General features: G+C 65.5%; 16 protein-coding genes. 9 read left to right on the top strand and 7 right to left on the bottom strand.

The window, feature by feature from the left end:
* Positions 1-218: 218 nt before the first annotated feature.
* The gene (rpoC, locus tag FA90_RS20400) at positions 219-4,469 is read left to right on the top strand and encodes a DNA-directed RNA polymerase subunit beta' (RefSeq protein ID WP_036172104.1); all 4,251 of its coding nucleotides are present in this window, start codon (positions 219-221) and stop codon (positions 4,467-4,469) included.
* Between the two features lie 84 nt (positions 4,470-4,553).
* Here the strand turns inward: rpoC and FA90_RS20405 are convergent, their stop codons facing one another.
* Positions 4,554-6,764 carry a bifunctional SulP family inorganic anion transporter/carbonic anhydrase gene (locus FA90_RS20405; protein WP_051971955.1) on the bottom strand — a complete coding sequence of 737 codons (2,211 nt, stop codon included), beginning with the start codon at positions 6,762-6,764 and terminating at the stop codon, positions 4,554-4,556.
* Positions 6,765-7,682: 918 nt separating this feature from the next.
* On the opposite strand from FA90_RS20405, the gene FA90_RS20410 reads away from it, so the two are divergent.
* Positions 7,683-7,913 (top strand): LysR substrate-binding domain-containing protein, encoded by a 231-nt coding sequence (locus FA90_RS20410; RefSeq protein ID WP_239700863.1) that lies wholly within the window; start codon positions 7,683-7,685, stop codon positions 7,911-7,913.
* A gap of 5 nt (positions 7,914-7,918) precedes the next feature.
* Here the strand turns inward: FA90_RS20410 and FA90_RS20415 are convergent, their stop codons facing one another.
* A complete protein-coding gene (locus tag FA90_RS20415; protein ID WP_156116788.1) occupies positions 7,919-8,236 on the bottom strand; it encodes a hypothetical protein in 318 nt (105 codons plus the stop codon).
* A gap of 173 nt (positions 8,237-8,409) precedes the next feature.
* Here FA90_RS20415 and sodC point away from each other — a divergent pair, with 173 nt between their 5' ends.
* Both sodC and FA90_RS25220 read left to right on the top strand, forming a co-directional pair.
* Entirely contained in the window at positions 8,410-8,955 is a 546-nt protein-coding gene (gene sodC, locus FA90_RS20420; RefSeq protein ID WP_036172110.1) for a superoxide dismutase family protein, read from the top strand.
* Positions 8,956-9,124: 169 nt separating this feature from the next.
* Complete coding sequence (locus tag FA90_RS25220; protein ID WP_051971957.1) at positions 9,125-11,869, top strand: GAF domain-containing protein; 2,745 nt, start codon at positions 9,125-9,127, stop codon at positions 11,867-11,869.
* A 16-nt stretch (positions 11,870-11,885) separates the two neighbouring features.
* On the opposite strand, the gene FA90_RS20430 is transcribed toward FA90_RS25220, so the two are convergent.
* Positions 11,886-14,237: a M28 family peptidase gene (locus FA90_RS20430; protein WP_036172113.1), complete on the bottom strand. Its 2,352-nt coding sequence runs from the start codon at positions 14,235-14,237 to the stop codon at positions 11,886-11,888.
* 149 nt (positions 14,238-14,386) lie between these two features.
* Positions 14,387-15,070: an energy transducer TonB gene (locus FA90_RS20435; RefSeq protein WP_036176527.1), complete on the bottom strand. Its 684-nt coding sequence runs from the start codon at positions 15,068-15,070 to the stop codon at positions 14,387-14,389.
* Between the two features lie 252 nt (positions 15,071-15,322).
* Between FA90_RS20435 and FA90_RS20440 the strand changes: the two genes are divergently transcribed.
* The 5 genes from FA90_RS20440 to FA90_RS20460 are packed head-to-tail and all read left to right on the top strand — an operon-like array spanning position 15,323 to position 21,863.
* Positions 15,323-15,979 (top strand): response regulator transcription factor, encoded by a 657-nt coding sequence (locus tag FA90_RS20440; RefSeq protein WP_239700865.1) that lies wholly within the window; start codon positions 15,323-15,325, stop codon positions 15,977-15,979.
* Positions 15,980-15,995: 16 nt separating this feature from the next.
* The gene (locus tag FA90_RS20445) at positions 15,996-16,949 is read left to right on the top strand and encodes a hypothetical protein (RefSeq protein WP_051971959.1); all 954 of its coding nucleotides are present in this window, start codon (positions 15,996-15,998) and stop codon (positions 16,947-16,949) included.
* A complete protein-coding gene (locus FA90_RS20450; protein WP_036172120.1) occupies positions 16,946-18,397 on the top strand; it encodes an ATP-binding protein in 1,452 nt (483 codons plus the stop codon). Before FA90_RS20445 ends, FA90_RS20450 begins: the two co-directional genes overlap by 4 nt.
* A gap of 44 nt (positions 18,398-18,441) precedes the next feature.
* Complete coding sequence (locus FA90_RS20455; protein ID WP_036172123.1) at positions 18,442-20,145, top strand: M14 family zinc carboxypeptidase; 1,704 nt, start codon at positions 18,442-18,444, stop codon at positions 20,143-20,145.
* 26 nt (positions 20,146-20,171) lie between these two features.
* A complete protein-coding gene (locus FA90_RS20460; protein ID WP_036172125.1) occupies positions 20,172-21,863 on the top strand; it encodes a PQQ-dependent sugar dehydrogenase in 1,692 nt (563 codons plus the stop codon).
* A gap of 65 nt (positions 21,864-21,928) precedes the next feature.
* Here FA90_RS20460 and FA90_RS20465 read toward each other — a convergent pair whose 3' ends face one another.
* The 3 genes from FA90_RS20465 to FA90_RS20475 all read right to left on the bottom strand — a co-directional run bounded on the left by FA90_RS20465 (position 21,929) and on the right by FA90_RS20475 (position 25,520).
* Entirely contained in the window at positions 21,929-23,740 is a 1,812-nt protein-coding gene (locus FA90_RS20465) for a DUF885 family protein (protein WP_036172127.1), read from the bottom strand.
* 87 nt (positions 23,741-23,827) lie between these two features.
* Positions 23,828-24,970, bottom strand: a complete 1,143-nt coding sequence (locus tag FA90_RS20470; RefSeq protein WP_036172129.1) for a branched-chain amino acid ABC transporter substrate-binding protein — start codon at positions 24,968-24,970, stop codon at positions 23,828-23,830.
* A gap of 64 nt (positions 24,971-25,034) precedes the next feature.
* Positions 25,035-25,520, bottom strand: coding sequence for an Lrp/AsnC family transcriptional regulator (locus FA90_RS20475; RefSeq protein WP_036172131.1), 486 nt, complete (start codon positions 25,518-25,520; stop codon positions 25,035-25,037).
* Positions 25,521-25,581: the final 61 nt, after the last annotated feature.

Consider the following 25,581-nt stretch of genomic DNA (forward strand, 5'->3'; position numbering starts at 1 on the left):
ACGGCAGGGCCGCTCCTTCGGGCTGGCCCGTGCCTTGCAAATCGTCGCCCCGGCGCAGGCTTGGGCACAATTTTCGGTTGAATGACCGAAAAACCTGGAACCCGGCCTGCGCCGGGTTGACGCTTTTCAAGGGATACGGTTCAGCAAGCACCGGCGAAAATCGGTGAGAAGCGGCGGTAGTAGCAAGAAGTACAGAATTCAATCACCCGGAGTGATAAATGAAAGCACTGCTCGATCTATTCAAGCAAGTTCAGCAAAACGAGAGCTTCGACGCCATCAAGATTGGCCTGGCGTCGCCCGAGAAAATCCGTTCGTGGTCGTTCGGCGAAGTCAAAAAGCCGGAAACCATCAACTACCGTACGTTCAAGCCGGAACGTGACGGCCTGTTCTGCGCAAAAATCTTTGGTCCGATCAAGGACTACGAGTGCCTGTGCGGCAAGTACAAGCGCCTGAAGCACCGCGGCGTGATCTGCGAGAAGTGCGGCGTCGAAGTCACCCTGGCCAAAGTGCGCCGTGAGCGCATGGGCCACATCGAGCTGGCCTCGCCGACCGCCCACATCTGGTTCCTGAAGTCGCTGCCGTCGCGTCTGGGCATGGTCCTGGACATGACCCTGCGCGACATCGAGCGCGTGCTGTACTTCGAAGCGTACGTGGTCACCGATCCGGGCATGACCCCGCTCAAGAAGAGCCAGATCATGTCGGAAGACGACTACGCCGCCAAGTACGAAGAGTACGGCGACGACTTCACCGCATTCATGGGCGCCGAAGGCATCCGTGAACTGCTGCGCTCGATCGACATCGACCGCGAAGCCGAAGCGCTGCGCGTCGAACTGAAAGAGTCGAAGTCGGAAGCGAAGATCAAGAAATACGCCAAGCGCCTGAAAGTGCTCGAGGCATTCCAGCGTTCGGGCATCAAGCCGGACTGGATGATCATGGAAGTGCTCCCGGTTCTGCCGCCGGAGCTGCGTCCGCTCGTCCCGCTGGATGGCGGCCGTTTCGCCACGTCCGACCTGAACGACCTGTATCGCCGCGTCATCAACCGTAACAACCGTCTGAAGCGCCTGATGGAACTGCGCGCTCCGGAAATCATCACGCGCAACGAAAAGCGCATGCTGCAGGAAGCGGTCGACTCGCTGCTGGACAACGGCCGTCGCGGCAAGGCGATGACCGGCGCCAACAAGCGTCCGCTGAAATCGCTGGCCGAGATGATCAAGGGTAAGGGCGGCCGTTTCCGTCAGAACCTGCTGGGCAAGCGCGTCGACTACTCGGGCCGTTCGGTCATCGTGGTGGGTCCGCAGCTGAAACTGCACCAGTGCGGTCTGCCGAAGCTGATGGCGCTGGAACTGTTCAAGCCGTTCATCTTCAACAAGCTGGAACTGATGGGTCTGGCAACGACCATCAAGGCCGCCAAGAAGCTGGTCGAGCAACAGGAACCGGTGGTCTGGGACATCCTGGAAGAAGTCATCAAAGAGCACCCGGTCATGCTGAACCGTGCGCCGACGCTGCACCGTCTGGGTATCCAGGCGTTCGAGCCGGTGCTGATCGAAGGCAAGGCAATCCAGCTGCACCCGCTGGTCTGCGCGGCGTTCAACGCCGACTTCGACGGTGACCAGATGGCAGTCCACGTCCCGCTGTCGATCGAAGCACAGATGGAAGCCCGCACCCTGATGCTGGCTTCGAACAACATCCTGTTCCCGTCGAACGGCGAGCCGTCGATCGTCCCGTCGCAGGATATCGTGCTGGGTCTGTACTACGCGAGCCGCGAAGCGATCAACGCCAAGGGCGAAGGCATGCTGTTCCCGGACGTGTCGGAAGTCATCCGCGCGTACGACAACAAGGAAGTCGAACTGGCGACCCGCATCACCGTGCGTATCGTGGAATTCCCGCGCAACGCCGAAGGCGGCTTCGACCAGACCCTGACCCGCTACGAGACCACGGTCGGCCGTGCGATCCTGTCCGAGATCCTGCCGAAAGGCCTGCCGTTCTCGGTGCTGAACCGCGCGCTGAAGAAGAAGGAAATCTCGAAGCTGATCAACACGTCGTTCCGCAAGTGCGGCCTGCGTGCCACCGTCGTGTTCGCCGACAAGCTGATGCAGTCGGGCTTCCGCCTGGCGACCCGCGCCGGTATCTCGATCGCCGTGGACGACATGCTGATCCCGGACGTCAAGAAGGGCATGATCGCGACCGCCGAAGCCGAAGTGAAGCAGATCGAGCAGCAGTACGCCTCGGGTCTGGTCACCGCCGGCGAGCGTTACAACAAGGTCGTCGACATCTGGGGCAAGACCTCGGACGAAGTCGGCAAGGCGATGATGGACCAGCTGAAAGTCGAGCCGGTCACCAAGCGCGACGGCACCCAGGGCACGCAAGAGTCGTTCAACGCCATTTACATGATGGCCGACTCGGGCGCCCGTGGTTCGGCGGCGCAGATCCGCCAGCTGGCCGGTATGCGCGGCCTGATGGCGAAACCGGACGGTTCGATTATCGAAACGCCGATTACCGCGAACTTCCGCGAAGGCCTGAACGTGTTGCAGTACTTCATCTCGACGCACGGCGCCCGTAAGGGTCTGGCCGACACCGCGCTGAAGACCGCAAACTCGGGTTACCTGACCCGCCGCCTGGTCGACGTGACGCAGGATCTGGTCGTGATCGAGGACGATTGCGGCACCACCAACGGCACGCACATGAAGGCGATGGTCGAAGGCGGTGAAGTCATCGAAGCGCTGCGCGACCGTATCCTGGGCCGCGTTGCCGGTAACGACATCGTGAATCCGGAAACGCAGGCGACCCTGTACGAAGCCGGCACGCTGCTGGACGAAGACATGGTCGAAGAGATCGAGCGTCTGGGCATCGACGAAGTCAAGGTCCGCACTCCGCTGAACTGCGACACCCGTTACGGCCTGTGCGCGAAGTGCTACGGCCGTGACCTGGGCCGCGGCCTGCTGGTCAACAGCGGCGAAGCCGTCGGTGTGGTGGCTGCACAGTCGATCGGTGAGCCGGGTACCCAGCTGACCATGCGTACCTTCCACATCGGTGGTGCGGCATCGCGTGCTGCGGTGGCCTCGTCGGTGGAAGCCAAGTCGAACGGTACGGTTCGCTTCACCGCGACCATGCGTTACGTGACCAACGGCAAGGGCGCCCAGATCGTCATTTCGCGTTCGGGCGAAGTGCTGATCACGGACGACCACGGCCGCGAGCGCGAGCGTCACAAGGTGCCGTACGGCGCGACCCTGGCCGTGCAGGATGGCCTGACCGTCAAGGCAGGTACCGCGCTGGCGACCTGGGACCCGCTGACCCGTCCGATCATCACGGAATACGGCGGCACGATCAAGTTCGAAAACGTGGAAGAGGGCGTCACCGTCGCTCGCCAGGTGGACGACGTGACCGGCCTGTCGACCCTGGTGGCGATCGACCCGAAACGCCGCGGTTCGGCCAGCAAGGTCCTGCGTCCGCAGGTCAAGCTGCTGAACGAAGAAGGCCAGGAAGTCAAGATCGCCGGCACCGAGCACGCCGTGACGATCGGCTTCCAGGTCGGCGCGCTGATCATGGTCAAGGACGGTCAGCAGGCATCGGTGGGTGAAGTGCTGGCACGTATCCCGACCGAATCGCAGAAGACCCGTGACATTACCGGTGGTCTGCCGCGCGTGGCCGAGCTGTTCGAAGCCCGTTCGCCGAAGGATGCCGGCATGCTGGCGGAAGTCACCGGTACGGTGGCGTTCGGTAAAGAGACCAAGGGCAAGCAGCGCCTGGAAATCACCGACATGGACGGCAACAAGCACGAGTTCCTGATCACCAAGGACAAGCAAGTGCTGGTGCACGACGGCCAGGTGGTGAACAAGGGCGAGATGATCGTGGACGGCCCGGCCGATCCGCAAGACATCCTGCGCCTGCTGGGTATCGAAGCGCTGGCGCGTTACATCGTCGACGAAGTGCAGGACGTGTACCGTCTGCAGGGCGTGAAGATCAACGACAAGCACATCGAGGTGATCGTTCGCCAGATGCTGCGCCGTGTCCAGATCGTCGAAGCCGGCGACACCGACTACATCGTCGGCGAGCAGGTCGAGCGTTCGGAACTGCTGGAAGAGAACGACCGCGTGACCGCTGCAGGCAAGCTGCCGGCAACGTACGAGAACGTTCTGCTGGGTATCACCAAGGCATCGCTGTCGACCGATTCGTTCATCTCGGCCGCATCGTTCCAGGAGACCACCCGCGTGCTGACCGAAGCGGCGATCATGGGCAAGCGCGACGGTCTGCGCGGCCTGAAGGAAAACGTGATCGTCGGTCGCCTGATCCCGGGCGGTACCGGCCTGGCGTTCCACCGCGCCCGCAAGGAGAAAGAGCAGTGGGAAGCGGAAGAGCGCGCCCAGCTGCTGCAGCAGGAAAAGGCCAACATGGCCGCCGAGCTGCAAGCGATGGAAGACCAGCAGCAGGCTGCGGCTTCGCTGGAGCAGCATCACGGCGACGAGGAGTGATCCTCTGCGCTTAGCTTGAATGGCTAATGAAAACGGCACCTCGAGGGGTGCCGTTTTTTTTGCCGAGTTTCAATACCTCATGGTTTAGTGCGACAAGACCGCCGCGCCGTCATCGAACGTCTCGGGCGTGACCAGCTTGCCGAACTGGACTTCCCCTGTGCCGACATCGTAATAGGCGCCGATCAATCCCATTTCGCCGCGCGCGATGCATCCGCGCAGATACTCGCTGTCGGCAATGACTTCGGCGAGTGAATTTTCGACGTTCTGCCTCGTCACCTGTTCGAGGTCGAGCTTGCAATCGTCTGCGCCATGGTGCGCGGAGGAGCACCGGCATTGTTCGACCGCCACCCGGATTTTCCCGGTAATCGCACCGATATTGTGGGCTTGCACATTTTGGGCCGCAAGACCGACCGCGCCGCAGTGCGAGTGCCCTTTAATGACGATTAACTTGGCGCCCAGTTTGGATGCAATCTCGAGGCTGCCGATGATGTCACGGTTGATGACGTTCCCGGCAATGCGTACCGTCAGCAAATCGCCCAGCCCGGCATCGAACACAATTTCTGGCGACGTGCGGGAATCGATGCAGTTGACGATGACCGCCATCGGGTGCTGGCTGACGGCGGTGGCGCCCACCTGGTGCAAATAGTGTTTGGTCGTCTCGCACCCGGTCATGAAGCGCTTGTTGCCATCGATTAGCAGCTGCAAAACCTTTTCGTGAGTCAGATTTTTCTGCGTTTCCTTATCCAACGCGGGTGCAAACTGAATCGGATTGTGCAGGGAATATTCATTGCGCAGGCCGACGATGTTCAGCTTGATATCGCGCTCGGCCGCCACGATACGGAAATCGTGGATGATCTCGAGGATGTCGTTGTCGATGAAATCCGATTTCCTTGCATCGATCAGGACTTTCGAGCCATTCGGGATTTCCCACAGCGTCGACTTGATTGTCGCCTTGTTCAGGAACGACACCTGATTCGGCAGTTCCATGCTGATCACCTCGCCGATATGCATCCGGTATTGCGCCATCGAATAAGGCGTGCGGAAGTTGCTACGCAAGATGTAGAAGATACTGGCGGCCAAGCCGATCAGGACACCCATGAGCAAATCAGTGAACACGATTGCCGCAACGGTGATCACGAAAGGCAGGAACTGCGACCAGCCTTTGTTGTACATGTCACGGAACAGCGACAGTTTGGCCAGCTTATAACCGGTTGTGATCAGAATCGCTGCCAGCGCCGCCAGGGGAATCAGGTTCAGCAATGGACTCAGGACGAGTACGCTTGCGAGCATCAGAAAGCCATGCAACACGGCCGATGCTTTTGTTCTGTTATTCGAATGGATGTTGACGGAGCTTCGGACGATCACCGAGGTAATCGGAAGACCGCCAAGGAAGCTGGCGGCGATGTTGCCCACACCTTGTGCGACCAGTTCCCGATTCGGCGGGGTTTCGCGCTTGTGGGGATCGAGCTTGTCGACCGCCTCGATATTCAGCAGGGTTTCGAGCGAGGCGACGATGGCGATCGTGATGCCGACGACCCAGACGTCGTGGTTGGAAAAATGTTGAAGGTCCGGCAAGTGGAAATAAGCACCCAGGTTGCCGGTGTCGATCGCAGGGATGTCGACCAGGTGCGTCTGGCCGATGCCCAGTCCAGGGATGAATTGACTGAACAAGACGTTGAGCAGGATGCCGAGTGCCACGACAACCAGGGGCGCCGGCAGCAGCTTCACGTTCTTCAACGGGGTTTTGTCCCAGTACAGCAGGATCAATAAGGACACCAGGCCAACGATCAGTGCGCCCGGCTGGATGGCGTTGAAAGCGCCGGCAATCATCGAAAACGTGTTTTCGCCATTCCCTTCCGCAAACGAAAATCCATCGTTCGTATGGTCATAGCCGATCACGTGCGGCACCTGCTTGAGGATCAGCAAGACACCGATGGCGGCGAGCAGCCCCTTGATGACGCTGGAGGGAATATAGTTCGCGATGAACCCTGCGCGAAATAACCCCATCGCCAATTGAAGAACCCCGGCAATCAGCAGGGCCACCAGCAGGATTTCAAATGCGCCCAACTTGGTAATGGACGCCAACACCACGGCGGCCAGGCCGGCTGCAGGACCACTGACGCTGGTCTGCGAACCGCTGACCATGCCGACGACAATGCCGCCGATAATGCCAGAGATAATTCCTGAAAACAACGGTGCACCAGAGGCCAATGCAATGCCGAGACATAATGGCAATGCCACCAGGAAGACGACAATGCCGGCAGGGATATCGTATTTGAGGGTTGAGGTAGTCATGTTTGCCTGCGCGATTGATTAAATTGATGCTGAGTTGGTTGAAAGTTTCAGATGGTCGATCAGGGCATTCCGAATGGCGCCATCGGTCACATGCGTGAATCTTCTTGGCGCTACATTAGATTTAGGCCAGGAAACATATTGGATCGCATGGCACGTAGATGAGTACATGTTGTCAATAGAAAATTGACCTCATGTTTTATCGCTGCTGTTTTGCTCAACTTCCAGCCGCGCTAGAGTACGCGAGCATTGATATCGGAAAAATGAGAGATTCTAAGAATGTTGCTTCGTAAATCTCGAAGTATCATGAGGACTTTGACGATGGGTGATCCTGATCAGGAATCAGAATAACCATCGATCAAAATTTCAATACGGGAATTAAGTTGGCTGTTCAAATAATAAATATGTGTCGATCGCAACAGACTCGGAATCAATTCATCCGTAATGCCGGTCGATAAAAATGGTTTGTTCGCGCGCAAAGGCGCTTGCCATTATTTGGCTTTGGCTTGTCATGCTGCAGTAAATAGTGAGCGCGACAGGTATGGGAAAGTCGCTCCCTGAACCGAACAAGACGGTCTGCCGAAGTTCCTCGCGCGCGCGGGTGCATCGATGCGCGCGAGCGCACTCAAGCGTAAGAAAAATGGGTAGCTGCAGCGTGGCGCGGAGCGCCGCCTTCCTGATGAGGCCGCAGGCCCTGCACGCGCCTTTAAAAGCGATCGGCGCCAGCCGGTGCCGCCTGCGGTGATTCGTGTTCGGGCAGGCGGCGCTGCCGTTCGGGCAGGCGCGGGCGTGCAGCCTCGCTAGGACCCTGCGGCACGCTCAATCGTGCACGATTCCCAGCGCCGCCGCCGTCACGCACTGGCGTTTTACACGCGGCGAGGATATCTGCAAGGTGCCGGTGCCGGGCCAGGCCGGGTGACCGTGAACAATGGCCCGGCCCTGCGCATGGCGGCCCTGCATGGCCTGGGGGTGGTGCTGCAGCCGGCGATCCTGCTGGACGCCGATGTGCGCGCCGGGCGGCTGGTGCCGCTGTTTCCCGAATACGAATTGCCCAGCCGGCCGATGCACGTGGTGTTTCTGCCGGACCGCTACCGCTCGCCCAAGCTGCGCAGCTTCATCGACTTCGTCACCGCACGCTGCGTCGACGGCTGATCATTTTATTCGTGCAGCTTCGCAAACAGGACGGCGAAGAGGATGAAGCCGACCAGGAAGGTCCATCCGAACCGCGTCATGAATGGAATCGGATTCTTGCCCAGATTGGCTTCCACCGGACCGGCCGGCAGTTCCGACCCACGGCGGCAAACATCGGAGGCGAGGTGGTAGGTTTTCTTGGTGACCCAGCGCAGGTAATACAGGTGGGCGTACTTGTACTGCAAGAAGATGTTGAATGGACGTTCACGTTCACAAGTCGCGCAATGCTGTGTCTGCGTCGTCCCCAGGTCAGCGCCGCCGCTTCCAGAACCCCAGATGATCATGTTTTTCCGTAGTAATGAATATTTAATTTAAAACTGTTGCTCTAGAGAATGTAATAACATTGGCGGCAAGCGTCAACCGATGCCTCTTGTTTGTCTCGCTCGTACGACTCCACAGTCGATTTTTATCGAATACACTGTCCGAGCAGTACTTTCCCCCCATTCAAGGAGACACCATGCCCCTTCGCTCGACCCGCACCCTGATCGCGTGCGCCCTGGTATCCGCATTCACCGCCCTCGGCAGCGCCCATGCCGCCGACCAGTTGCAAGCCTCGATGACCCTGGTGGACGGCACCGGCACCGGCAAGAACATCGGTAACGTGACCGTTGCCGAATCGAAGGGCGGCCTGGTGTTCACGCCGAACCTGACCAACCTGCCGCCGGGCACGCACGGTTTCCACGTGCACGAGATCGGCGGCTGCGGTACCACCGAAAAGGATGGCAAACCGGTGGCGGCGGGCGCGGCGGGCGGCCACTTCGACCCGGCCTCGTCCAAGCATCACGCCGGTCCGAGCGGAGACGGCCACCTCGGCGACCTGCCGCCGCTGGTCGTCGCCGCCAACGGCGGGGCCAGCACGGCGGTGACCGCGCCGCGCCTGACCAAGCTGTCGGACGTCAAAGGCAAGGCGCTGATGGTGCACGCCGGCGGCGACAATTATTCGGACCAGCCGGCGCCGCTGGGCGGTGGCGGCGCGCGCATCGCCTGCGGCGTGATCCAGTAAGCTGCTCAGCCTCATCGGATACGCGGCGCCAGTCGCCGCGTCGGTGCCAACCGCAACGCAACATTTCAGTAATTAAACGTTACAGATACTCAAGGTTGTACACAGGCTTAATGTGATGCCTGCTATCATTGGTCGTTGAGCCATCTTTGGCTGATTTCCAACGATACCTATGCCTTGGCCTTTCGATCCCGCTGCGCCCGCCGATGCCGTCCCGGCGCCGGGCGACATGGAGCTGCGCATGCAGCGCCATCCGTGGGAGGCGACCCCGGTCGGCCCGGTGGCGCAATGGCCATTCAGCCTGAAGCTGGCGGTGCGCACCTTGCTCGACTGCCGTCTGCCGATGTACCTGACCTGGGGCGAGCATGACACCCAGTTCTTCAATGACGCTTACGTGCCCGTCCTCGGCAACAAGTTCGACGGCGCGCTCGGCGACGACATACGTTCCACCTGGTCCGAGATCTGGACGACCGTCGGGCCGATGTGGGAGCGCGTCAAGCGCGGCGAGCCGCTCGGCTCGGACAACCTGGTGCTGTCCATCAACCGCTACGGTTATTTCGAGACCTGCTGGTTCAACTATTCGTACAGTCCGGTGTATGCCGAAACCGGCAGGGTCGGGGGCGTGCTGGCCACTTTCGTCGAGACCACCGAAATGGTGCTGGCAGAGCGGCGCCGCCTGTGCCAGCTCGAGCTGGCCGACATCCTGCACCGCGAGACCGATGCCGGCGCGCTGCTGCAGGCGGTCGGGCGCCATGTGAGCGCGTACTTCGACGGCGCCACCCTGTGCTATGCCGAGACCAGGCCGGACGACCACGCTGCGCTGATCCTCGGCGAGTGGCGCAACGACGCCCACGCTGCAGCCAGCGATGCGGGTGGCGATGCAGATGGCGCCGTAGCGCCGGTGCGCACGGTCCCGCTGGCGATGCTGGCCTTCGGCCTGGGCGAGATGCTCGCCGCCGGCGAAACCGTGCACAGCGACGACGTCGCGCGCGATGTGCGCATCGCCGGGCGCGGCGCTTATCTGGCCGAGGGCATCGGTGCCGGCGTCGCCGTGCCGCTGATGGATGGCGGACGCCTGCAGGCCGCGCTGGTGCTGCACCACACCGCCGCGCAGCGCTGGCGCGGCGAGGACGTACGCCAGCTGGAAGACGCGGCGCGGCGTACCTGGGAAGCGCTGCGCCGCATCCGCGCCGAGCAGGCGCTGCGCGACGAGACGCGCGTGCTGGAACTGATGCGCAGCGCCAGCGAGACGCTGGCCTCGACCATCGACCTGGAACCGCTGATGCAGGCGATCACCGACGCCGCCACCCAGCTGTCCGGCGCCGAATTCGGTTCGTTCTTCTACAACCGCACCGGCGACGATGGCGAAGACTACCTGCTGCACACGTTGACCGGCGCGCCGCGCGACGCCTTCGCCCGCTTCGGCAATCCGCGCGCCACCGCGGTGTTCGGCCCGACCTTCCGCGCCGAAGGCGCTGTGCGCAGCGACGACATCACCCGGGACCCGCGCTACGGTTCGATGGCGCCGCACCATGGCATACCGCCGGGGCACTTGCCGGTGCGCAGCTACCTCGCGGTGCCGGTGGTCTCGCGCTCGGGCGAGGTGATCGGCGGCCTGTTCTTCGGCCACTCGCAGCCGGGCATGTTCAGCGCGCGCAGCGAGGAGCTGATCAGCGCGTTTGCCGTGCAGGCCGCGATCGCGATCGACAATGCGCGCCTGTACGAGATGTCGCAGCGTTCGGCCGAGGAGCGCGACGGCCTGCTGGCCAGCGAGCGCGCCGCGCGCGCCGAGGCCGAGCGCCACAACAAGATGAAGGACGAGTTCCTGGCGATGCTGGCGCACGAGCTGCGCAACCCGCTGGCGCCGATCACCAGCGCGGCCCAGCTGCTGCGCCTGCCCGAGGTGAACGAGGGCCTGCGCCTGAAGGCCTCCAACATCATCTCGCGCCAGGTGCGCCACATGACGGAGCTGGTCGACGACCTGCTCGACGTCTCGCGCGTGACGCGCGGCCTGGTCAAGCTGGAAAACGAGATCCTCGACCTGAACAAGATCGCCATCGCCGCGGTCGAGCAGGCGCGCCCGCACATCGAAGAGCGCCGGCACACGCTGTCGGTCGAGCTGCCGCCCGAGCCGGTGCCGGTCGAAGGCGACCGCACGCGCCTGGTGCAGGTGCTGGTCAACCTGCTCAACAATTCGGCCAAGTACACGCCACAGGGCGGCCAGGTCGCCCTCAAGGTGGTCAACGACGGCGCCTCGGCCGAGGTGACGGTGGTCGACAACGGCAGCGGCATCGACGCCCAGCTGCTGCCCCACGTGTTCGACCTGTTCACCCAGGCCGACCGCGCGCCCGACCGCTCGCAGGGCGGCCTCGGGATCGGGCTGGCGCTGGTCAAGAGCATCGTGCGCATGCACAACGGCCAGGTGGCGGCGCGCAGCGCGGGCCTGCAGCGCGGCACCCAAATGACGGTGGCGCTGCCGCTCGCGCACGCCGAGGTCGGCCAGGTGATCCGTTCGGGCGAGGGCAGCGGCGAAGCACTGCCGCTGACGGTCACGGTGGTCGACGACAACCTCGACGCCGGCCATTCGCTGGCGGTGCTGCTGCGCGCCCACGGCCACACGGTGCAGGTGTACGAGGACGGCGCCGGCACGCTGGCCGCGCGCGACGCCTTACCCCAGGTCTTCATCCTCGACATCGGCCTGCCCGACATGACCGGCTACGAACTGGTGCGCCGCTTGCGTCGCCTGCCGCAGCACGCCGGTGCGGTGTTCGTGGCGCTGACCGGCTACGGCCAGCAGCGCGACCGGGATTTGTCGCGCCAGGCCGGCTTCGACCATCACCTGGTCAAGCCGGTCGAGATCGGCAAGCTGACCCAGATCCTGGCCCAGGTCGCGGGCGACGCACGCGCCGCATCCTGACAAGCGCCTGAGGCGCTCACGGGAACCTCAGGATGTCCGACGACACCGTGGTGCCGGTCCCGGGCATCAGCGCGGGCAGCATGCCGCTCGGGCGCGGCGGCAGCACGTCCTGCGGCAGACCGGGGATGCGTTCCTGGATGAAGACGTTGAAACCGGCGTCGCCCTGCAGGTCGAAGGCGAAGCGCAGCTCCTGGTCGCCCATGCCGCTCAGGTCGAGCTTCCAGCCGCGGTACAGGCGGTCGGTCAGCACACGCCCGTTGACGCTGGCGCGCAGCGGCTGGACGCCGTCCAGGCGCAGCATCAGCGACGGCGCGCGGTTCTTCGAGCGCAGCCGGATTTCGACGTGGCGCACCGGGCCCGGCCGCTCGTCCTTCTCGATCATCAGGTCGGGATAGGCGATGGCGTCGATGCGCGGCGCCGCCGCGAACCACACCGGCATGCTGGTCACGCCGAACAGGTAGGGCAGCTGGTAAGGGTGCATCGTGTGCGGGAACACGCGGCGCGTCCAGGCGTCGAGCGGCAGCGCCGGGTACAGCCAGTAAGATTGCCAGCTCGGCGTGTCCTTGAAATAGACCAAATGGTTCGGCTGCGGTAGATCCAGCAGCTGCGGCGTGCGGGGCTGGGCCGCCCACGTCGTCGCCAGGCAGCCGGCGCAGCCGAGCAGCAGGGTGCGCGCAACGAAGCGTCGGCCCAGCTGCGCCAGCGCCATGCCGGCCAGGGCGAGGGCGGCGCAGACCAGGCTCGATGGCAGCACCAGCCACTGCGGACTGACCCAGGCCAGGCTGGCATGCGCCGCCGGCACGATCAGGAAGACGGCCGGCAGCGCGGCCGCCAGCAGCACGGCGCCGCGCCGGCGCGCGCTCCATTGCGCGGCACGCTGCGACGACAGCGCCAGCCAGGCCGCCTGGGCCGCCAGCAACGGCAAGGCCAGCACGTAGCTGGCGCCGGGGGCGCCGGCGCTGGTGGCGAGCAGGGCGATGTTCACGGTCAGCAGGGCGCCCAGCATCGTCGTGCGGGCGCCCAGCCTGGCCTGCAGATGGCGCTGCAGGATGACGAACGCGGCCGCCGGCAGCAGCAGGAAGGCGACCAGCTGCCAGTCGGCGCCGGCGTCGGCCGCCAGCACGCTGGCGTCGTAGCGAGCTTCCAGCCCGGGGATCGAATCGCGGCACACGTAGGCGACGAAGGTCGCCAGCGCCGTCATGAAGACGAAGCCGAACGCGGCTTGCACGATGTCGGTACCGTCCACGCGCTGGCGTACGGCGCGCCAGCAGGCCAGGGCCGACAGCATGCAGGCCAGCGCATCCAGCGGCCAGACCCAGGCCTGGGTGTAATGCAGGCCGCCCAGACCGGGCAGGGTGAAGAAGACCTGGCCGCGCGCCGGCGCCGATCCCAGCGCCGGCAGCGGCGTGTTGCCCAAGCGGCGCAGCAGGGCCACCATGGTGTCGCCTTCGTGCTGCAGGCTGGCCGGCGCCAGGCGCTGCGGGACGTCGGCCAGGCCGTTCGGACCGAGCATGCCGCGCAGGGTCGCGAACTGCAGCAGCGCAGGGCTCACCGAGCCGCTGCCTGCCAGCAGGGCGGCGGCGGCGCGCTGCGGCCGGTCGCGCGTCAGCTCGGCCATGAAGGACGAGCCGCGCGCGGCCGGGGCCGCCACCCAGGCATCGATCGTAAAACCGTCGGCATGGCTGGCGTCGACCAGTTCGAGCGGCCCGCTGTTGCCCAGGTTGTCGAAGCGCAGGGCGACGCGCGCGCGCCGCGCCCAAGGATGCGATTCGGCGAAGCCGCGCGTGCCCAGCGCGTGCGCGTCGTCGGCGTCGGTGAACACGAACAGCAGGTCGTTGTCGAGCGGCGGCCCGGCCTGCAGCACGCGCAGCGCCTCGAGCAGGCTGGCAGCCGACATCGCGCCGTCGGCCGCGCCCAGGCTGTCGCCATTCGAATCGTAGTGGGCGCTGGCCAGGACCGCCGGCCGTCCGCGCGGGCCGCTGCCGGGTTTACGCACCAGGATATTGTGGGCCGTGGCCAGCGTCACGTGCACGTTTCCCATCAGGTCGACCGACGCCGTCTGCGCGGTCTCGAGTTCGACCTCCGGTCCCAGGCCGAGGGCGCGCAACTGCTCGAGCAGGTAAGCGCGCGCCTGTTCGTTGGCCGCGCTCGCGACCGGACGCGGCGCCCGCGCCAGCGCGCGCACGTGGGCGAGGGCGCGTGCGGCGACGAAGCCGTCCTGTGCGGCGCCGGCCGCGGGCCGCTGCGCCGCGTCGACGCCGGGGCGCAGCGCCAGCCAGGCGAGCAGCAGCAAGGGCAGTACCAGGGCGCAGGCGGCGGCAAGCAGGCGCGGCGCGGGCGCGCGCAGCAGGGCGGAGTGGTGGCGCATGGTGCGCTCCTTCGGATAAAAAAGCCCGCCGAGGGGGAGGCGGGCAAACAAGAGAACCGTCAGCGCGGACGCGCGCTTGCCGCCCGGTCGTGGCTCGGTTGCGGCTCGGTTGCGGCTCAGTTGCGGCTCAGTTGCCGCTCGGTTGCCGCTCAGTCGAGCGTCCAGACATAGGCCAGCTGGGCCCAGCCGGCTTCCGCCACGCCATTCGCGCTGGCCGGCTTGAACTTGCACAGGCTGAGCGCCTGCAGCGCCGCCCGGTCCAGCTCGCGCGAACCGCTGCTGTGCTGCACCCGCGCCGAGCTCACGCGGCCGTCGGCGCCGACCAGCAACGCCAGCGTCGTGGTGCCGCTCTCGCCCTCGCGCACGGCCTTGGCCGGGTAGCTGGGCAGCGCGCAGGCGTTGGCGTCGGCAAAGACGGCGCTGCGCATCTGGCCGGGGTTGGCGTTGTGCGGCGTGGCCGTGGGTGGCCCCGGATCCGCCGCCGCTTGGGTGGGCTGTGCCGGCTGTGGCGCTTGTGGTTCGGCGGTGGTGGCCGTAACCGTCGGCGTCGGTTCGGGCGGCGCCGCGAGCGGAATCTCGGGCGGCGGCACGAACAGTTTCGGCGGTGGCGCCAGTTGCTGCTTCGGCGTGGGCGGATCGACCGGCGTCGGCGGCGGTGGCGGCGGATCCGCTTGCAGCACCACCGTCACCGGATCGGGCAGAAAGGGCAGCGAGAGATGGCGCGTGCCCAGGCTGTGCACGAACAGCACGCCGACCGCCACGTGCAGTCCGGCGACCAGGGCGAACTTGCCGGTGTTGCCGCGCTTGCCATTGACTATGTCAGAGAAATGCACGGTCATCCTCCTCGCTAGTTCACTTAGATGGAAATAATATATGCCATCAACTAGCAGTTTGCAAAGCGTTTTTATGGCAAAGAGACTATCTTTGGCAAAGAAAGAAAACCCGTTCTGTAATCGCTGGCTCCAGTGGAAGGGATGCTCGCTTAGCCGCCGGATGTATGAAATAATCACATCGTGACTATTGTTGCTTCGCTAGGGTGGCAGGCCGCGCTGCCAGCGACCCGCAAGCCTCCGGAGAAAACAGACGTGCAAAAAGATTCCAAAACCCCCGCGATCCGCGTGATGCTGGCGGACGACCATCCAATCGTGATGACCGGCTTCGCCATGTCGCTGGCCGGGCAGGGCATGGACGTGGTCGGGCAGGCCAAGGCGCCCGACGAGGCGGTCGCGATGTACGAGGCGCACAAGCCCGACGTGGCCGTGCTCGACATCCGTTTCGGTACCGGCCTGACCGGCCTGGACGCCGCCCAGAACATCCTGAAAAACGATCCCGATGCGAAGATCGTGTTCCTCAGCCAGTTCGACCAGGACAGCCTGATCAAGGAAACCTACCGCCTCGGCGCCCATGCCTTCGTCACCAAGGATTGCGACCCGAACGACCTGGGCGAAGCCGTGCGCCACGCGCACCAGGGCAAGCTGTACTTCCCGCCGCAGATCGCCGAGCGCCTGGCCAGCATCGCCGTGCGCGGCGACGTCTCGCCGCAGTCGCAGCTGGACGAGCGCAGCCTGGAGATCTTCAAGCTGATGGCTGAGGGACTCACCAACACCGAGATCGCCGAGCGCCTGAACCTGTCGACCAAGACCATCAGCAACATCAGCCAGTCCGTCAAGGAAAAGCTGGGCGTGCATCGCCAGGCCTACATCACCAAGCTGGCGGTGAAGCACGGCTTGATCGAACCCTGACGCCGTACGCGTGCCGATGCGCCACCTGATCCGTGGTCTCCCGGCGCTGGCGCTCGCCGCCGGCGCTGCCTGTACCCTCGGCGCTGCGCACGCCGAAGGCGCGCGCCAGGACCACGTCGACGGCTACCGCTTCCAGATCGTCACCGCCGACGACAGCGAGCTGACCCGGCGCATCGCCGACGACCTCGGGCGGCGCCTGGTACCGGTGTTCGCGGGATTCCGCACCGAGCTGGCCCAGCAGCGCCGCATGCTGTACGTGGCGGTCGGCCCGGCCGCGCTGCGCGAGGTGGCGGCGCGCCGCTGCGACTGCGTGGCGATCGCCGCCTTCACTTCGAGCCAGGTGTTTCGCGCCATCGTCGGCAAGCTGGCGCCGGCGCGCGCGGGCGCGATCACTGCGGTCTACGCCGAGCCGGCGCCCGCCGACCAGCTGCGCCTGGCGTCGATGCTGTACCGCCGCTCGCCGCTGCACGTGGCGGCGATCCTCGGACCCGACACCGCCTTCCTCAAGCCGGAGCTGGACGGCGACGGCGTCAACGTACTGGACGCGGCGCCCGGCGAGGACATCAACCGGCTGCTCAACCGTATCGACCAGGCCGACGTGCTGCTGGCGCTGCCCGACAGCGCGATCTACAACACCGAGAACTTCCGCAACATCCTGCTCTCGACCTACCGCCGCAAGCAGGGCGTGATCGGCTTCTCGGGCGACATGGTCAAGGCCGGCGCGCTGGCCACGACCTATTCCGGCATCGAGGACATCGACGCCCAGGTGGCCGAGATCGCGGCCGCCTATGTGGCCGGCGGCGAACTGGCCGCGCCGCAGTTTCCGCGTTACTTCCGCACCGCCGTCAACGAGGGCGTGGCGCGCTCGCTCGAGGTCGAGGTGCCGGATGCCGTGCGCCGCTTCGCGCGCGCGCCTGCGGCCCTGCCTGCGCCCGCGCGCGCGCCGGCGCCATCGGCGGCCTGGCGATGAAGCCGCGCTTCTGGCGCGGCTGGAGCATCGGCCTGCGCATGGCCTTCATCACCATGCTGCCGGTGGTGCTGCTGTTCTCGTCCTTCGTCTGGTACTCGTGGTATGCGCACCGCGCGCAGGTCGACGAGGAGCTGGCCGAGCGCGGCCGCATCCTGGCGCGCGCGCTGGCCGAGACCAGCGAGTACAACGTCATCTCCGGCAACCTGTCCGACCTGCGCCTGACCATCGACGGGCTGGTGCAGTCCGACAGCAGCATCTACCGCGTCGACATCGTCGACACCACCGGCCGCAACGCGGTGTCGGTCTTGTCCAAGCATCCGATCCGGCCCGAGCCGCGCTGGTACGAGGCCACGATCCGCAAGCAGGTCGTGTGGATCAACCTGTTCTCGGACAACGGCGCGCCGCACGTCTCGGCCTCCAGCGGCACGCGGGCGCCGACGCAGACCGCCGAGGTGGTCGGGCGGGTGCGCGTGACCATGTCGCCGACCAACATGCTGGCCAAGCAGCTGCACCGCTTCCGTATCGAGCTGGCGCTGGCGGCGCTGGCGCTGGCGGCCAGCGGCGCCCTGGCCTACGTGCTGGCGCGCAGCTTGACCGTGCCGCTGCAGGAGGCGATCGGCAAGCTGCGCCAGATCCGCGGCGGCCATTACCGCGTGCAGCTGCCGGTCACCACCGGCGGCGAGGTCGGCGAATTGCAGGCCTCGATCGGCGACATGTCGGTGGCGCTGGAACGCTCCAAGCAGGACCTGGAAAACAAGGTGGCCGAGCGCACGCGCGACTATCGAAAACTGATCCAGAAGGTCAACAGCATCGTCGAGGATGAAAGGAAGAGCATCGCGGTCGAGATCCACGACGAGCTGAACGCCTCGCTGATCGCGGTGCGCCTGGGCGCGCAGACCATCGGCCAATTGGCGACCAAGGCGCCGCAGGGACCCGAGGTCGAGCAGATCCGCGACAACGCCCAGGCGATCACCAAGATGGCGCTGGACCTGTACGCCAATGGCCGGCGCCTGGTGCGCAGGCTGCGCCCGGAGGTGCTGGACATGCTCGGCCTGCACGGCGCGGTCGAGGAGATGGTCAGCCACTACCGCAGCTCGGGCGTGCATTTCGAGTTCGACTCGAAAGGCGATTTTTCCAGGATCGGCAACGAGCTGGCGATTTCCGCCTACCGCATCGTGCAGGAAGCGCTGTCGAACATCATGAAGCACTCGCAGGCCGGCTTCGCGCGCGTGAGCCTGACGCTGTCCGATGCCGCGCACGCGCTGCAGATCGAGGTGCGCGACGATGGCGAAGGGTTCGACCCGGCGCTGGCGTCGGAAGGCATCGGCATCATCGGCATGCGCGAGCGCGTGTTCGCGCTGGGCGGCACGATCCAGGTGCAGTCGCGCCCGGGCGAGGGCACGCTGGTCGCGATTTCGCTGCCGCTGGATGGCACAGGCGCGGAATAACGCGTTACAGTAGCGATCCTGGCAATACCATCATCGCATCCAACATGTCGAACGAACCGAACACCTCCGCAGTGCTGACGCCTTTCGAAAAGGGCAACCAGAACCAGACCACCACCTGGGCCGAGTGCATCGCCTGGTACGAAGACCTGACCCGGCGCTACCCGCGCGTGCTGCGCTTTTCCGTGATCGGCACCTCGGATGCGGGCGTGCCGATCCACGCCGGCGTGATCACTGCCGACGGCGAATTCGACCGCGCCCAGATCAAGCGCGAGGGCCGCCCGGTGTTCTTCAACAACAACGGCATCCACCCGGGCGAGCCGGAAGGCGTCGACGCCTGCATGGCGCTGGTGCGCGACTTCTGCGAGCAGCCCGAGCGCCTGGCCGCCCTGGGCAAGACGGTGTTCCTGTTCATCCCGATCTATAACGTCGACGGCGCCCACAACCGTTCCAACACCTCGCGCGTCAACCAGGACGGGCCGGAGCAGTTCGGCTTTCGCGGCAACAGCCGCCACCTCGACCTGAACCGCGACTTCGTCAAGTGCGACTCCCTCACCGCCAAGATCTTCAACCGTTTCTTCAGCGAGTGGGACCCGGACGTGATGGTCGACACCCACACCTCGAACGGCGCCGATTACAGCTACACGATGACCCTGATCCACACCCAGGCCGACAAGCTGGGCGGGAACCTGGGCGGCTTTTTACGCGACATCATGCTGCCGCGCGTGTACGCCGAGATGGACCGGCGCGGCTGGCCGACCTGCCCGTACGTGAACCCGGTCAAGGACAGCCCGGACCAGGGCATCGCCGAATTCCTCGAGACCGCGCGCTTCTCGACCGGCTACGCGGCGCTGCACAACACGATCGGCTTCATGCCCGAGACGCACATGCTCAAACCCTTCGCCGACCGCTATCACTCGATGCGCGCGCTGGTGGAGACCGCGCTGGACTTCACGGTCAACTACGGCGACCGCATCCTGGAACTGCGCCACGCCGCCAAGATGGAAGGGCGGATGCGCCGCAGCTGGCCGATCCACTGGACGATGGACGAAGCGAATCCGTCGACGGTGCGCTTCAAGGGTTACGAGGCCAAATACAAGCCGAGCGTGCTGGGCGGTTACCAGCGCCTGTGGTACGACCGCAGCGCGCCGTACGAGCGCGACATCCCCTACTACAACCGCTTCCCGGCCGACGTCGAGGTGCCGGCGCCGCGCGCCTACGTCGTACCGCAGCAGTGGCGCGAGGTGATCGAGCGCCTGAAGTGGAACGGCGTGCGCCTGCAGGAGATCGAGCACGATCGCGACGAGGAGGTCAGCTACTATCACCTCGCGGACGTGTCCGCGCGCGCGCACGCGTACGAGGGCCACATGTTCCACGACGAGGTGCGCGTCGAGCGCCGCCGCATGGTGGCCAAGCTGCGCCGTGGCGACTCTCTGGTGATGCTGGACCAGGACAATGCGCGCTACGCGGTCGAGACGCTCGAGCCGCAGGCCCACGACAGCTTCTTCCGCTGGGGCTTCTTCAACAGCGTGCTGGAAAAGAAGGAAGCGTATTCGGATTACGTGTTCGAGGACGAGGCCGAGCGCCTGCTGGCGGCCGAGCCGGCACTGGCCGCCAGCTTCGCGGCCTGGAAGGCGGCCAATCCGCACCTGGTCGGCGACCAGGCTGCGGTGCTCGACTTCATCTTCCACAGCTGCACGCGCTACCATGAGCCGGAGTGGCGCCGCTACCCGGTCTTCATGATCGACTGACGAGAAACAACGAGGGGGAGAATCGAATGAACAAGAACATCATCGCCGCAGCGGGCCTGCTGGCCCTGAGCGGCGGCGCCGCAGCTGCGGCCGCACCGTCCGCCGGCCAGGTTTACTTCGAGCGCAACTGTGCCAGCTGCCATACGGTGGACGCCGGCATGGGCGCGCGCTCGGGCCCGGGCCTGTTCAACGTGGTCGGCCGCAAGGCCGGATCGGCGCCCGGCTACAACTACACCGACGCCATGAGCAAGGCCGGCGCCGCCGGCAAAACCTGGACGCGCGAGGAACTCGACGTCTTCCTGAGCAATCCGAGCAAGGACGTGCCGGGCACCGCGATGCCGGTCGCCGTGGCCGACGCCAAGGCGCGCGCTATGGTGATCGACTATCTCGCCACGCAAAGCGGCAAGGCGACGGCGCCTGCGGCCGCACCGGCGGCGGGCGGCAATGCAGGCGCAGGCGCCAAGGCCGGCGCCTGGAGCGAAGACAAGCCGGGCGACATGCACCACGTGCGCGTCGACCAGCTGGTCGCACCCTATGCCAGCCAGAGCGCCGGCAACGGACCGAAGCTGGCGCCGCGCCCGAACGGCGCGATGCCGCAGGTGCCGAAGGGGTTCAAGGTGGGCGAATTCGCCACCGACACCGGCAAGGCGCGCCTGGCCGTACGCGCCCCCAACGGCGACATCTTCCTGTCCGAAGCCGGCAAGGACGAGATCCGCATCCTGCGCCAGAACGGCGAGAAGGCGCAGACCGTCGGCGTGTTTGCCAGCGGCCTGTCGCGCCCGTACGGCATGGTGTTCTGGCCCTCGGGCGCCAACCCGAAATATCTGTACGTGGCCAACGTGAATTCGATCGTGCGTATTCCGTACAGCGTCGGCGACGTCAAGGCCAAGGGCGCGCCGGAGACCATCGTCGACAAGCTGGCCGACAGCACCGGCGGCCACACCACGCGCACGCTGGCGTTCTCGAAGGACGACAAGACCTTGTACGTGTCGGTCGGCTCGGCCACCAACTACGCTTCCGACATCGGTCCCAAGCCGCCGGAGCCGCTGGCGCAGTGGGAAGCCAAGCACGGCATGGGCGCCGCCTGGGCCGAGGAAGCCAGCCGCGCCGACGTGCTGGCGTTCGACGCCGACGGCAAGAACCGCCGCACCTTCGCCACCGGCCTGCGCAACTGCGTCGGCCTGTTCGTTCACCCCGAGACCGGCGACGTGTTCTGCGCGGTCAACGAGCGCGACGAGCTGGGCGACAACCTGCCGCCGGACTACGTCACCCGCGTCAAGCAGGGCGGCTTCTATGGCTGGCCGTGGTACTACCTCGGCGCCCACGAAGACCCGCGCCTGAAGGGCATCCGCCCGGATCTGAAGGACAAGATCACCGTGCCCGACACGCTGATCCAGGCGCACTCGGCGCCGCTGGGCATGACGGTCTATCACGCGCCCGCCGGCGCCCAGCACGCCTTCCCGAAAGAGTACGACGGCGACGTGTTCCTGGCGCTGCACGGCTCCTGGAACCGCGGCATCCGCACCGGCTACAAGGTGATCCGCGTGTTCATGAAAAACGGCGTGCCGACCGGCCAGTACCAGGACTTCATGACCGGCATGGTGCTGTCCGACCGCGACGTCTGGGGCCGCCCGGCCGCGGTGACGGTGGCGGCGGATGGGGCGCTGCTGGTGGTCGACGATGGCGGTGGGGTCGTCTGGCGCATCGCGCCGCAATAAGCGACGCGCATTCGCCAATGAAAAACCGGGGCATGCCCCGGTTTTTTACGTCTGCGGCAAGCGGTTTATCCAGCCACCTTGCTCGCCGCAATCCACAGATTGACCTTCTTCTCCAGCAGCTCCAGCGGCAGCGTGCCTTCGCCCAGCACCACCGCGTGGAAGGCCGGCAGGTTGAACTTCGGACCGAGCGCCTGTTCGGCGCGGGCGCGCAGGTCCTGGATCTTCAGCGCGCCGATCTTGTAGCCCAGCGCCTGGCCCGGCCAGGCCATGTAGCGCTCGGTCTCGCTCCTGGCCAGCGCGTCGGTGTAGCCGAGCGTCTCGCGCATGTACTTGATCGACTGCTCGCGCGTCCAGCCTTTCGAATGCATGCCGGTGTCGACCACCAGGCGCACCGCGCGCAGCATCTCGTCGTTCAGGTGGCCGAACCAGTCTTCCGGCTTTTCGTACAGGCCCATCTCGCTGCCCAGCGTCTCGGCGTACAGCGCCCAGCCTTCGGTGAAGGCGTTGTTCATGTCGAACTTGCGCAGCGTCGGCAGGCCGAGCTCCTGGCTCAGGGCGATGTGGAAGTGGTGGCCCGGCTGGCCCTCGTGCAGGAACAGCGTGGTCATGCCGGTGCTGCCGTACTGCTTCGGGTCGTTCACCACCGCCCAGAACACGCCCGGGCGCGAACCGTCGGCGGCCGGCGGCGTGTAGTGGTCGGACGCGGTGGCGCGCGTCAGCTCGGGCTCGAGGCGGATGTCGAGCGGCGTCTTCGGGCGCAGCGAGAACAGCGCCGGCAGCTTGGTGTTGAGCGTCGCGTTCAGCTTGCGGTAGACGGCGATGATCTCGCCTTCGGTCTTGAACGGCTTGTACTTGGCCTGCTCGCCGACCCAGGTCGGCAGGTCGGTCGCCGGGCCGGTGTAGCCCATCTGCGGGCCGATGCGCGCGTATTCCTTCTGGATGCGCGCCACTTCGTGCAAGCCGGTGACGTGGATGTCGTCCGGGCTCAGGCTGGTCGTGGTCTGGCTGGCCACGCGCGCCAGGTACCAGGCCTTCCCGTTCGGCAGGGCGTCGTAGCCGGTGCTTGTGCGGCAGGCCGGCAGGTATTCGGTTTCCAGGAACACGCCCAGCGCCGCCACCGGCTGGCGCAGCTTCTCGAGGACGCGGCGGTAGTCGGCGCTCAGCCTGTTCTTGTCTTCGCTCGAGAAGCCGGCCGGGAACTGCTTCACCGGGGTGTAGTAGATGCTCGATTCGACGTCGCTGTAGGCCAGCTGCTTGAACTGGGGCAGCATCGAGACCACGATCGCCTTCGGCAGCGTGACGCCGCGCTTCATCCCTTCGCGCATGTTGGCGATGGCCTGGTCGATCCACGGACCGAGCTGCTCCAGGCGGCTCAGGTAAGCCTGGTAATCCTTGACGCTGACCAGCGGCTGCGCGCCCTGGCCGCTGGCGTAGTTGGCCAGGTCGACCGGGACGCTGTCCATCTGGTCCAGCGGCAGCAGGTGCTCGGGGAAGGCCTCGAAGCGCAGCGCGGTCTTGAGGTCGTAGTCGAGGATGTCGTAGGTGGTCTGGTCGCGTGGCGACAGGGCGGCGCGGCGCACCGCGTGCAGGCGCGACTGCATGCTCTTGTACAGCGCGAACTGCTGCGCGCGCACCTTGGGCCAGATCGCCATGCCGATCTGGTCGTTGAAGCGGCTGTCGCCCGCTTCGCCGGCCGCGATCGGGTTGAAGCGGGCTTCGGCGTCCCAGTAGGCGTCGGCGAGGTCGTTGAGGCGCTTGCTGTCGGCGCTGGCAGGCGCGGTTGCGGCGGCGGCCGGCTTGGCGGCGCTCGCCTGCGCGCCCGCGCACGCGAGCAGGGCGGCGGTGGCGATCGCGCCCAGGGTCAGGATGTGTTTCATGGTCTTTCGGTTCGGAGGAAAAAATCGGGCGGCGCCAAGGATACGCCCTGCGCCGCCCATCGCCCAGTCTTTACGGCTGAGTATCGATCAATAGCTGGCCAGTGGCACCAGCAACCCGCCCTTGAAGGTATAGACCGTCACCGCGGTTTTTTTCAGGTTGCCGTTGGCGTCGTAGGCGTAGCTGCCGGCCACGCCCTGGTAGGTCAGGGTGCGCAGCTGGCGGTTGACGGCGGCCGGGTCGACCGCGTTGGCGCTCTTCATCGCCTGGGCGATGAACATCGTCTGGTCGTAGAAAAAGGGCGCGTACACGTCGGCGTCGCGCCCGAAGCGCTGCTTGTAGCGCGCCTTGAACGCCGGGCCGCCGGCCTGCTTGTCGAGCATGGCGCCGGCCTGGGCGCACATCACGTTGCCGCCGACCGCGTCGCCGCCCAGCTTGGCCATCTCCGGGCTGCACAGCGTGTCGCCGCCGAGCAGGCGCACGTTCGCCATGCCGAGCTGCTTCATCTGGCGCGCCATCGGAGCGCCTTGCGGCGCATAGCCGCCAAAGAAAATCGCGTCGACCTTCTTGGCGCGGAAGCTGGTGAGGATGGTGGCGAAGTCGCTGGCCTTGTCGGTGGTGAACTCGCGTCCGGCGACCGTGAGGCCCGAGGCGCGCGCCTGCTTGGCGAATTCGTCGGCGATGCCGGTGCCGAAGGCGGTGCGGTCGTCGATCACGCCGACCGTCTTGATCTTGAGTTCCTTGGCCGCGTAGGCCGCCATCGAGCCGCCGACCTGGTTGTCGCTGGCGACGATGCGGAACACGGTGGGGTAGCGCGCCTGCGTGATCTTCGGGTTGGTGCCGACCGTCGACATCAGGATGCCGGCGTCGTTGTACACGCGCGAAGCCGGAATCGCGACGCCCGAGTTGTACGGGCCGAGCACGAACTTGACGCCGGCGTCGACGAATTTCTGCGCGACGTTGACGCCGGCTTTGGGATCGCCCTGGTCGTCCTCGGACTGCAGCTCGAAGCGCACCGGCTTGCCGCCGACCTTGATCTTCTGCGTGTTGAGTTCCTCGACCGCGAGACGCACGCCGTTCTCGTCGTCCTTGCCGGCGAAGGCGTTGGCGCCCGACAGCGGGCCGCTCACGCCGATGCGCACGACCTGGTCCTGCGCCGATGCGTGGGCGCCGATGGCGAGCAGCGCGGCCAGCAAGGGGGCCAACTGCGCGGTCTTCAGTTTCGATGGCATTGCCAGTCTCTCCGTATTGGTAACGGCCGCCATCATCGCATGAGAAACGCGGCCGGAGAATAGCTCAGGCAGGCAACCCGTGCGAAATCAGGTCGAGCGGCAGCGCGGTGGTGGACTTGATCTGCTCCATCGAAAAGGCCGAGGACACCCCGGTCAGCTGCGCCGCCTTGATCAGCTTCTTGTAAAAGCGGTCGTAGCCCTGGATGTCGGTGGTGACCACTTTCAGCAGGTAATCCACGTCGCCGCTCATGCGGTGGAATTCGAGCACCTCGGGCAGCGCCATCACCGACGCGGCGAAGCGCTCCAGCCACTTTTCGTCATGGCTGGTGGTGCGCACGCTGACGAACACCGTCACCGGCAGGCCGACTTTTTGCCGGTTCACGATGCTGACCCGGCTCTCTATATAGCCCTCTTCCTCCAGGCGCTTGACCCGTTTCCAGCAGGGTGTGCTGGACAGGCCGACCTTCTCGCTCAACCCGGAAATCGACAGGGTCGCGTCCGCCTGGAGTGCGGCCAAAATCGCACAATCGTATTTGTCGAGTGAGTTCATCTTCCTATCCTGCCACATTGAGAATGTTTGTTCTGCAAAACCGGAAAATCGGGGGAACTTG

Origin of the sequence: Massilia sp. 9096, assembly GCF_000745265.1 — a bacterium.
Classification (GTDB): Bacteria; Pseudomonadota; Gammaproteobacteria; order Burkholderiales; family Burkholderiaceae_D; genus Telluria.

Coding starts and splice junctions, on each gene's coding strand:
- rpoC (WP_036172104.1), top strand. CDS start 219: ATGAAAGCACTGCTCGATCTATTCAAGCAAGTTCAGCAAAACGAGAGC.
- FA90_RS20405 (WP_051971955.1), bottom strand. CDS start 6,764: ATGACTACCTCAACCCTCAAATACGATATCCCTGCCGGCATTGTCGTC.
- FA90_RS20415 (WP_156116788.1), bottom strand. CDS start 8,236: ATGATCATCTGGGGTTCTGGAAGCGGCGGCGCTGACCTGGGGACGACG.
- sodC (WP_036172110.1), top strand. CDS start 8,410: ATGCCCCTTCGCTCGACCCGCACCCTGATCGCGTGCGCCCTGGTATCC.
- FA90_RS25220 (WP_051971957.1), top strand. CDS start 9,125: ATGCCTTGGCCTTTCGATCCCGCTGCGCCCGCCGATGCCGTCCCGGCG.
- FA90_RS20430 (WP_036172113.1), bottom strand. CDS start 14,237: ATGCGCCACCACTCCGCCCTGCTGCGCGCGCCCGCGCCGCGCCTGCTT.
- FA90_RS20445 (WP_051971959.1), top strand. CDS start 15,996: ATGCGCCACCTGATCCGTGGTCTCCCGGCGCTGGCGCTCGCCGCCGGC.
- FA90_RS20450 (WP_036172120.1), top strand. CDS start 16,946: ATGAAGCCGCGCTTCTGGCGCGGCTGGAGCATCGGCCTGCGCATGGCC.
- FA90_RS20455 (WP_036172123.1), top strand. CDS start 18,442: ATGTCGAACGAACCGAACACCTCCGCAGTGCTGACGCCTTTCGAAAAG.
- FA90_RS20460 (WP_036172125.1), top strand. CDS start 20,172: ATGAACAAGAACATCATCGCCGCAGCGGGCCTGCTGGCCCTGAGCGGC.
- FA90_RS20465 (WP_036172127.1), bottom strand. CDS start 23,740: ATGAAACACATCCTGACCCTGGGCGCGATCGCCACCGCCGCCCTGCTC.
- FA90_RS20470 (WP_036172129.1), bottom strand. CDS start 24,970: ATGCCATCGAAACTGAAGACCGCGCAGTTGGCCCCCTTGCTGGCCGCG.
- FA90_RS20475 (WP_036172131.1), bottom strand. CDS start 25,520: ATGAACTCACTCGACAAATACGATTGTGCGATTTTGGCCGCACTCCAG.